General features: G+C 33.1%; 9 protein-coding genes and 1 pseudogene. 5 read left to right on the top strand and 5 right to left on the bottom strand.

What is annotated here, in order from left to right:
- Positions 1–297: 297 nt before the first annotated feature.
- Positions 298–633, bottom strand: a pseudogene (locus AC1DVK_RS25995) (helix-turn-helix domain-containing protein); the annotation flags it as partial.
- A gap of 265 nt (positions 634–898) precedes the next feature.
- On the opposite strand from AC1DVK_RS25995, the gene AC1DVK_RS25990 reads away from it, so the two are divergent.
- The 5 genes from AC1DVK_RS25990 to AC1DVK_RS25970 all read left to right on the top strand — a co-directional run bounded on the left by AC1DVK_RS25990 (position 899) and on the right by AC1DVK_RS25970 (position 3,994).
- The gene (locus tag AC1DVK_RS25990; RefSeq protein WP_477627731.1) at positions 899–1,243 is read left to right on the top strand and encodes a LysM peptidoglycan-binding domain-containing protein; all 345 of its coding nucleotides are present in this window, start codon (positions 899–901) and stop codon (positions 1,241–1,243) included.
- Positions 1,244–1,544: 301 nt separating this feature from the next.
- On the top strand, positions 1,545–1,883 hold the full coding sequence (locus AC1DVK_RS25985) for a hypothetical protein (RefSeq protein WP_477627730.1): 339 nt from the start codon (positions 1,545–1,547) through the stop codon (positions 1,881–1,883).
- A complete protein-coding gene (locus AC1DVK_RS25980; protein ID WP_477627732.1) occupies positions 1,784–2,539 on the top strand; it encodes an ETX/MTX2 family pore-forming toxin in 756 nt (251 codons plus the stop codon). Before AC1DVK_RS25985 ends, AC1DVK_RS25980 begins: the two co-directional genes overlap by 100 nt.
- A gap of 146 nt (positions 2,540–2,685) precedes the next feature.
- Positions 2,686–3,138, top strand: a complete 453-nt coding sequence (locus tag AC1DVK_RS25975; protein ID WP_061462537.1) for a hypothetical protein — start codon at positions 2,686–2,688, stop codon at positions 3,136–3,138.
- A gap of 82 nt (positions 3,139–3,220) precedes the next feature.
- The gene (locus AC1DVK_RS25970) at positions 3,221–3,994 is read left to right on the top strand and encodes a TraX family protein (protein WP_289320631.1); all 774 of its coding nucleotides are present in this window, start codon (positions 3,221–3,223) and stop codon (positions 3,992–3,994) included.
- 641 nt (positions 3,995–4,635) lie between these two features.
- On the opposite strand, the gene AC1DVK_RS25965 is transcribed toward AC1DVK_RS25970, so the two are convergent.
- From AC1DVK_RS25965 to AC1DVK_RS25950, 4 genes are all read right to left on the bottom strand, one after another.
- A complete protein-coding gene (locus AC1DVK_RS25965) occupies positions 4,636–4,848 on the bottom strand; it encodes a hypothetical protein (protein ID WP_089365020.1) in 213 nt (70 codons plus the stop codon).
- Between the two features lie 69 nt (positions 4,849–4,917).
- Positions 4,918–5,202: a hypothetical protein gene (locus AC1DVK_RS25960; RefSeq protein WP_477627729.1), complete on the bottom strand. Its 285-nt coding sequence runs from the start codon at positions 5,200–5,202 to the stop codon at positions 4,918–4,920.
- Complete coding sequence (locus tag AC1DVK_RS25955; protein WP_061466032.1) at positions 5,195–5,821, bottom strand: hypothetical protein; 627 nt, start codon at positions 5,819–5,821, stop codon at positions 5,195–5,197. Before AC1DVK_RS25955 ends, AC1DVK_RS25960 begins: the two co-directional genes overlap by 8 nt.
- A gap of 1,020 nt (positions 5,822–6,841) precedes the next feature.
- Positions 6,842–7,072, bottom strand: a 231-nt coding sequence (locus AC1DVK_RS25950) for an IS3 family transposase (protein ID WP_477627728.1), incomplete at its 5' end; no start/stop codon positions are given.

The raw sequence follows: 7,072 nt of genomic DNA, 5'->3' as shown, positions 1-7,072 counted from the left end.
ATGGGACACACAGGAACCTAAGCTTCGAAAAATCGATGGCGCTACATGGACAAAAATTGATGGAACAATTGATGTTGTATTAGCAGCAGTTCGTTCATCGAACCCTGATGTAAACAAGTGTAAAACAGCACTTAACAATTCACTTAGTACCATTAACGCAGCAAATAAATAATACTCTTAGGAATCGTCAATCGCGGTTCCTTTTTAAATAGAACCTTAATTAAACTTAACTGCCCCGATAGTACAACAAGAAAATAAAATTGTAAGATCCATGGCCAGGTAAAACCTTATCTGCGATTAATTAAGATTGTCCATAAAATCAGCATCAAAGTAAAGATCGTTCATAAGCTTATTCACAATACCGTTGAAGTAAGCAAATGGTCCTTTACGCATATTCACTCCGCTTTTCACCTTCATCACAAATTCCTTGAATGCTTTGGTGCCGATTTCTATTTCCTGTGCCCTTGTGAATGCTCTTTTGTTAGTGGAATAATCAACCACTCTATTACACTGTTTAATTACCTTCCAAAATTCCTGTATAGTTTCAGCTTTTTCGTAGAATGAACTTACTAGATTATTAAATGGACCTGGAACCCAATGAGCAACAAAATTTGCTTGTTTTAAAGGATTTTCGGAGTATCTTTTTTTCTTTTCATGGGTACTTGGCGGATCATGCCGAGGTCTACAAGTTGTACTGATTTTCCCTTATAGATGAAAAAGAATGAATGTATTTCAATGAAAAAATGACCACATTCTGACCACCAAATAAAAATAAAAAGGTGAAATAACCTAAAAGGAATGTGTATACAGGTTATAGAAAACCTTGTTAAATAAGCCTTTATGTATCTTTTTGAAAAAAAACGAAAGTCGAAGATATGTTCCGCACACAAGTTCACCCATGGGAACGCGAACATCAACAACTTATACTGTGAATAAAGGCGACACACTTAGCTTGATTGCAAAAAATTATAATACAACCGTAAAATCTCTTGTTAGTCTTAGCAGAATTAAAAAACCGGACAAAATTAATATCGGTCTGAAACTTAAAGTCACTGGATCAGCTACCACTTCAACAACAAATGGTACTAAAAAATATTACACTGTTAAAGGTGGCGATACCGTATCAGCTTTAGCTACAAAATATGGAAGCTCCGCATCTCAAATTAAAACTTGGAATATTTTAACAAATATCGATAAAATATATCGGCCAAAAATTACGTGTGAAATAAGTAAAAGGGGTTGAGTCTCATATGTCCTTTTTAAAGTAAAAATAAAGCAAAATTGAAGAGGCAGAAATGTTGTTAAATCAACGTTTTCTGCCTTTCACTATTTCTTCAATTGCTTAATTACAGCTTTGGGACAGGCCCCTTAAAAAAGGATGTAAAGGATATCGGAAAATTTTAAAGAATATCAAATTATCAGTATAATCTCATAAAACCAACTAAATAATACATCAAAATTTCCGATACAATATTTGCGAATACATTTTATAGAAAGTATGTTTTATAGAGTCAAAAAAACCATTTAAAGCAAGTGTTGGTCATATGAAAAGTAATAAAAAAAAATTAGGAAGAAAAATTTTAGCTCTTAGTACAATCGCATCTATTGGAGCGACATTTGCGACAGYCTCTCCAGAATTAACAGGTGCTGCTCAGCCTGTTAAAATTCAACAAAATTCAACTAATGAAAAATTTATGGGTGAAGCAAAAGCAATACAAGACTGGAAAACCCCTTTGACTGAAGCTGAACTAGTTTATGGAAAGCATTTAGATAGTCAGCGAAAATATTCATATTCGGTCGGCGATGCTACTTATTTTATGAAGGATATGAGTTTCATAGTAATGCAGTATCCCCAGACGGTCCACCTAACTTTACTGATGTAGGAGATGTATTTGTAGGACACGCAACTTTAAACAACGAACTTGATGAAAAAATAGATTTAAAAACAGATAGTTTCTCAAGAACGATTACAGATTCTGTTACTACTTCTACTACACATGGATTTAAAATTGGAGAGAAAACAACTGGAAAGATATCTTTACCAATAGGGGAATTATCGCAAGAAGTCTCTCTAGAATATAATTTTTCTACTACGGGTAGTGAAACAAAAACAGATAGTAAGACTTATTCAATTCCTTCACAAACGATTCCAGTTAAACCCCATTCTTCTGTTGAAGTAATTGTAATGTTAAATAGAAGTAAGGCTACAGGAAAAGTCAATCTCTTAACTAAAATGTCAGGAAATGTTGCAGGTTGGAATCATTGTTATGACCCTTTACCTGGTGAAAAGGTTGGTAAAGCTTATGTACATAGCGGCTCTATAGCTAGTATGGTTAAGTATGCAAAAAATTTCGAGGAACTTCCAAATTTATTCGTAAACTCAGATAATACGATAAACTTAATCGGCAAAGGTACTTATGAAGCAGAACTCGGTACAGAATATTCGGTAACTGTAAGACCAATTGATAAAAAAGGAAGATATACGGGTGAAGATTACACATATACAGTTAAGCCAGAGGTTAAAACAGCAGAAAATTAAGATGCTGTTCCAATTTTCTAGGAGAGTACCTATTTAATAGAAAAGAAATTGCAAGTTAATTGTATTATATTTAAATAACTTAAAAAAATAGGAAAAATAGGGTGATTTAGGTTTCATTGCTAAAATGAAAATAGGGGGTTTTTGAAATGAAGAAAATTTCAAAACTAGGTTTCTTATCAATTCTGTTAGTAGTTTTAATGTTTAGTAGTACTGTTGCGTTTGCGGAAGAAGGAGAAAGTATTGGTGTAACACCTGTTAATGAAGGCGGGGGAATTACTGTTTTTGGAACTAGTACTCCATCTTCCTCTCATAATTTAGTAAAGAGCGGAAGAATGACATTTTCCGGTTCTGCTCAAGGATCAAATTTATACACAAATAAGTATTTTACAGGGAAATCTCAAGTTAAACTTTCTGTAAAGAATAACCATTCTGCGACTTTAGCCTTAAAAGTATATAAAAACACAAGTATTTTCGCTGTATATTCTGAAACTTTGAAATCTGGAGAGACATTAACTGCATTTCCATCTGGTTTAGATAAAAGTGGACTATACTACATTAAATTTGTAGCTCCAAGTAATTTTAGCGGATATGTAGAATAAATACATATTATAAAAACCTGAAAGACTAGAAGTGATTTTTATTGATGCTTTTAGTCTTTTTACAAAAATGGGGAGTATTCAAATGACTACTACACTACTTAAACTAATTGCATTAGTTTCTATGTTTATTGATCATACCGGGCAATTCATCCCTGATACTCCAGAATATTTTAGATGGATTGGGAGGTTGGCTATCCCAATTTTCATATATTGTGTTGTTTTAGGATACAAACATACATCTAACAGAAAGAAATACATGTTACGTTTGTATTTTTCAGGAGTTGGTATGGCCTTTATTAATTTAGGAATTAACATTGCCTATAGCCATACAGGGGTCATTATTACAAACAATTTCTTTGCAACTTTATTTGTAATTGTTCTAGTAATTTATTTATTGGATAAAAGGCAGGTAAAACTATATGTGTACTTTATTTTATGGCAACTGATTAGTACTATCTTATGTGTGCTCTTTTCAGAGATTATAGTGATTAATTTTCAAGCAGACCATTTATTTTATGGAGCAATATTAGGAAATATATTCTTTGTTGAGGGTGGTATTTTCTTTGTATTGCTGGGTATTCTACTTTATTTGTGTAGAAGTAAAGTGGGAATTACTATTGTATATATCATTTTTCACTTGATTATCTTTACTGCTTACGCTAAATGGGGAGTAGTCAAGGACGGTATTATAAATCATTTATTTCCGTTTAGTGATTACCAATGGATGATGATTTCTGCACTACCACTATTAGTACTCTACAATGGGAAAAAAGGTACTGGATTAAAATATTTCTTTTATTTCTTTTATCCTATTCATATTATAATTCTTTTTTTGATCGGGATAAATCTCCGTTAAAATGTTTATAGATAAAATTTTAGCTAATTAGAAACTATTCTTTATTTTTAAGGGATTTTATAATTTAGGTCTTGAAAACGTATGATATTCACGTTTTGTTGTTGCTACCCATGGTGCGACCCCTTCTAAAAGTAAAAGGAGACTAAAAAGTAATTGAATGGATACTATCATATTATGGTGTTAATCCCTTTTTAAGCTCAAAGCCCTTCTCGTGTGAGAGGGGCCTGTTTTTTGTTTTAATTAGGTCTACCTTCTTAACCAACTCAGTAATGTCATTGTCTTCGTTAAAAATCACTTGGTTTTATACGGAAATCCATACTAGAACCCATTTCCCTATTAATCTGCTGTATCCATACACATATGCAGCAACTGTGGATGTCCAATCAGCTTCTTTCTTGAAATCTGAATTTAGAATTGAGAAACTTCAACTCTTTAAGAAATTAGTTTCTTTGGTATGTAAGTAAACTTTTATTATAATGTTCATAGTTTTATTCCTACATTCTGAGATATATTTTGAAGAAGTTAATACTATTTTGGAAACTGGACCATTTCAATATAATCATCTGTAACAAACTCATAATTATGATAATCGAAATCTTCCCAGTTTATATCTTCAAATGAATTTCGAGTTAGTGTAATTTTTAGACATTTTTATCTGATGTGTTTCCTATTGAATCCGTAATAGGGAGTTGCCAAAATAGAGCAGCTTCTTCTACGTCTGCATTTTCAAACAAACTTTGAAATACTTGATTGCTATCTTCTAATAATCCATTGGCTGTCATCTTAGCAGTGAGGTTTTCACTACCGGAAAGTGTAAGGATAACAATTTTATCGTCTTTAATATCGGTTCCCATATGCTCGTTGACCACTAAATTGAGGATTAAAGTCATTATCTTCGGTAGGGTGATATGTTATGTCATCTTCTAAGCTAACTGAAGAGCTTCAACGATTTTCCCGTCTTTACCAGTCCCTACTGGAACACCTGCCTGAATATTCACTGTCCTTGACACTTCTTTCAACTGGTGAATTACTTTCATTAAAGGCTGTTTTTTTAATGAAGTAAATCTTTTTGTTTTTGGGTTCAATTTTAGTAATTGGTAACCAAATGAAAATATTTGTTTTTTATGTGAATAAGTCGAAAATATATAAAGGTGAACAAAACCTTGTATATTTTCGACTTGATGCAAAAGTATCAGATTATCATTCACAACTGTACTTGAACTTAGGCTCTGTCTGAATATAAAAAGCATTTCTTACTTGTGCACTCCAATTTGCAAAGGCTGATCTCCATTCAGGAGTGCTAAAGAATTGATCTACAGTTTGAGTTTCAGAATGCCAAACTATAAATAGGTTGAGTGGGGCAATTCCTCCTGCCCAAATTCCATTATTTGCGTCAGTATCTTCTTCCCTTACTAATAATAAGGGTAGACCAAATTGAAAAGCCATTGAAGGTTCTACTTGTGAATAAACTGATCCTTCCCAGAACGGAGTGGATGGTGGAAGAGGTCCCTCATTGACGCCAACTGTCTTAATTTGAAAACGACGGAGGTTTACTGCCAACATTCCATAGCTTGATGAAACTAACCGACGAATATCGGTTAAAATGGATTCGGGATAACTTTCGCTTAAAGGTAATGTACGTGGAAAAAGCAAAGCATTCTCAATCTCAAAAATTAGACGGTTTAGAAACTGTTGTTGGTTATCATTTAAATGAGTTGTCGTACTTAAAAATATGGGAATACGATAAGCACGGTCAATACACTCTTGGTGTGCCGATCCTATTTTTGCTTCATCTTTGCGTAAAGAGCTATGCTCATTTTTACTCACTTTCACTTCATCCTTGCGTGAAGAGCTATCCTTACTTTTACTCACTTTCTCATCTCCTTTTTTTAATACTATTTAGAAAAGGAATAAGCTAGCTTGGACATAGTTGCCTTGATGGCAACCTTTTAGCCTTTAAGGCTAGTATTTTATCTTTTGGTTCTTTCTTTTTCCCTTTTGTTTTGATTCACCTCGAGATTTCACCTAATTTACCACGCTCTATTTGGAACATTTGGTGCCACTGTTGCCAAGTATTGTGAGGCTAATTATTTATTCTTCATAGTTTATGTATTTTAGTTTTTAAAGAGCTTATCTCTACTAAATATAGGCGGTTTGCTGTTTTACAAATCAATTCTGATGTAGACTCAGAAAGCTTTGACCTATAGAGTTATCCGAAATTAATGATTGAAGAAATTGGAAAAAAAAGGGGGGGTTAAAAACCTTCTTCATATCGGGTGCTTAGTTCCATAGGTTGCACTAAAGAAGACCACAATAATAAGTGGTTTCTTTTTATTTGTTCAAAAACAACATTAATGTTTATCAAAAACTAACTTAAAAAATGAAGGGATGTTTTGAAATCGCAAATTTAAAACGTAACATGATCGAATTGGTAAAAGAAGTGAAGGAAGGTGAAATTGAAACCGTAAAGTATCTCACACCTGTAAGGAAAATACCTTCTCATTAGTGAAGGGATTGATTTGGTATTTGTACCTTTTTTAAGGTAAAGGGAATTGATACTGATATTAATCGTGAAGAGTTTGCTGGAATAGATGGAGTGAAACATAATGCCTTTCATGATGCTACGGTAATTAAGGACTTTTATAAGGAAATAATTAATCGGAGCTTAAAAAAAGATGACCAAGGATTACATTGCCGAAGTCATCTTATAGCAGCAGTCTTGAATCTTTAATTAAGCTGTGGATTAACACCACGAGTTCCACCACCGCCTATATTTTTTGGTTTAAATTTGCCCAATCTTAAATAATACACCAGCATACAATAAAACCATGGATTGTCAACACTAAATCAAACAACTTTTTTAAGGGATAATTTTTTATATTCTAGAGGACTTAAGTAGCCAAGAGTTCCATGAATTCTTAGCTTATTAAACCAGTTCACATAGTCTCCAAATTCGAGCGTTAGCTGGGATAAGTTCGTAAACTTTTTTTGATTGGCGAACTCAGTCTTAATGATTTTAAAGGTCGCTTCCGCGACGGCGTTATCATATGGACAACCTTTCATACTAAGTGAACGGCC

Source organism: Peribacillus sp. P4_B1, from assembly GCF_056402395.1.
This window is presented reverse-complemented; position numbering and strand designations above follow the sequence as displayed.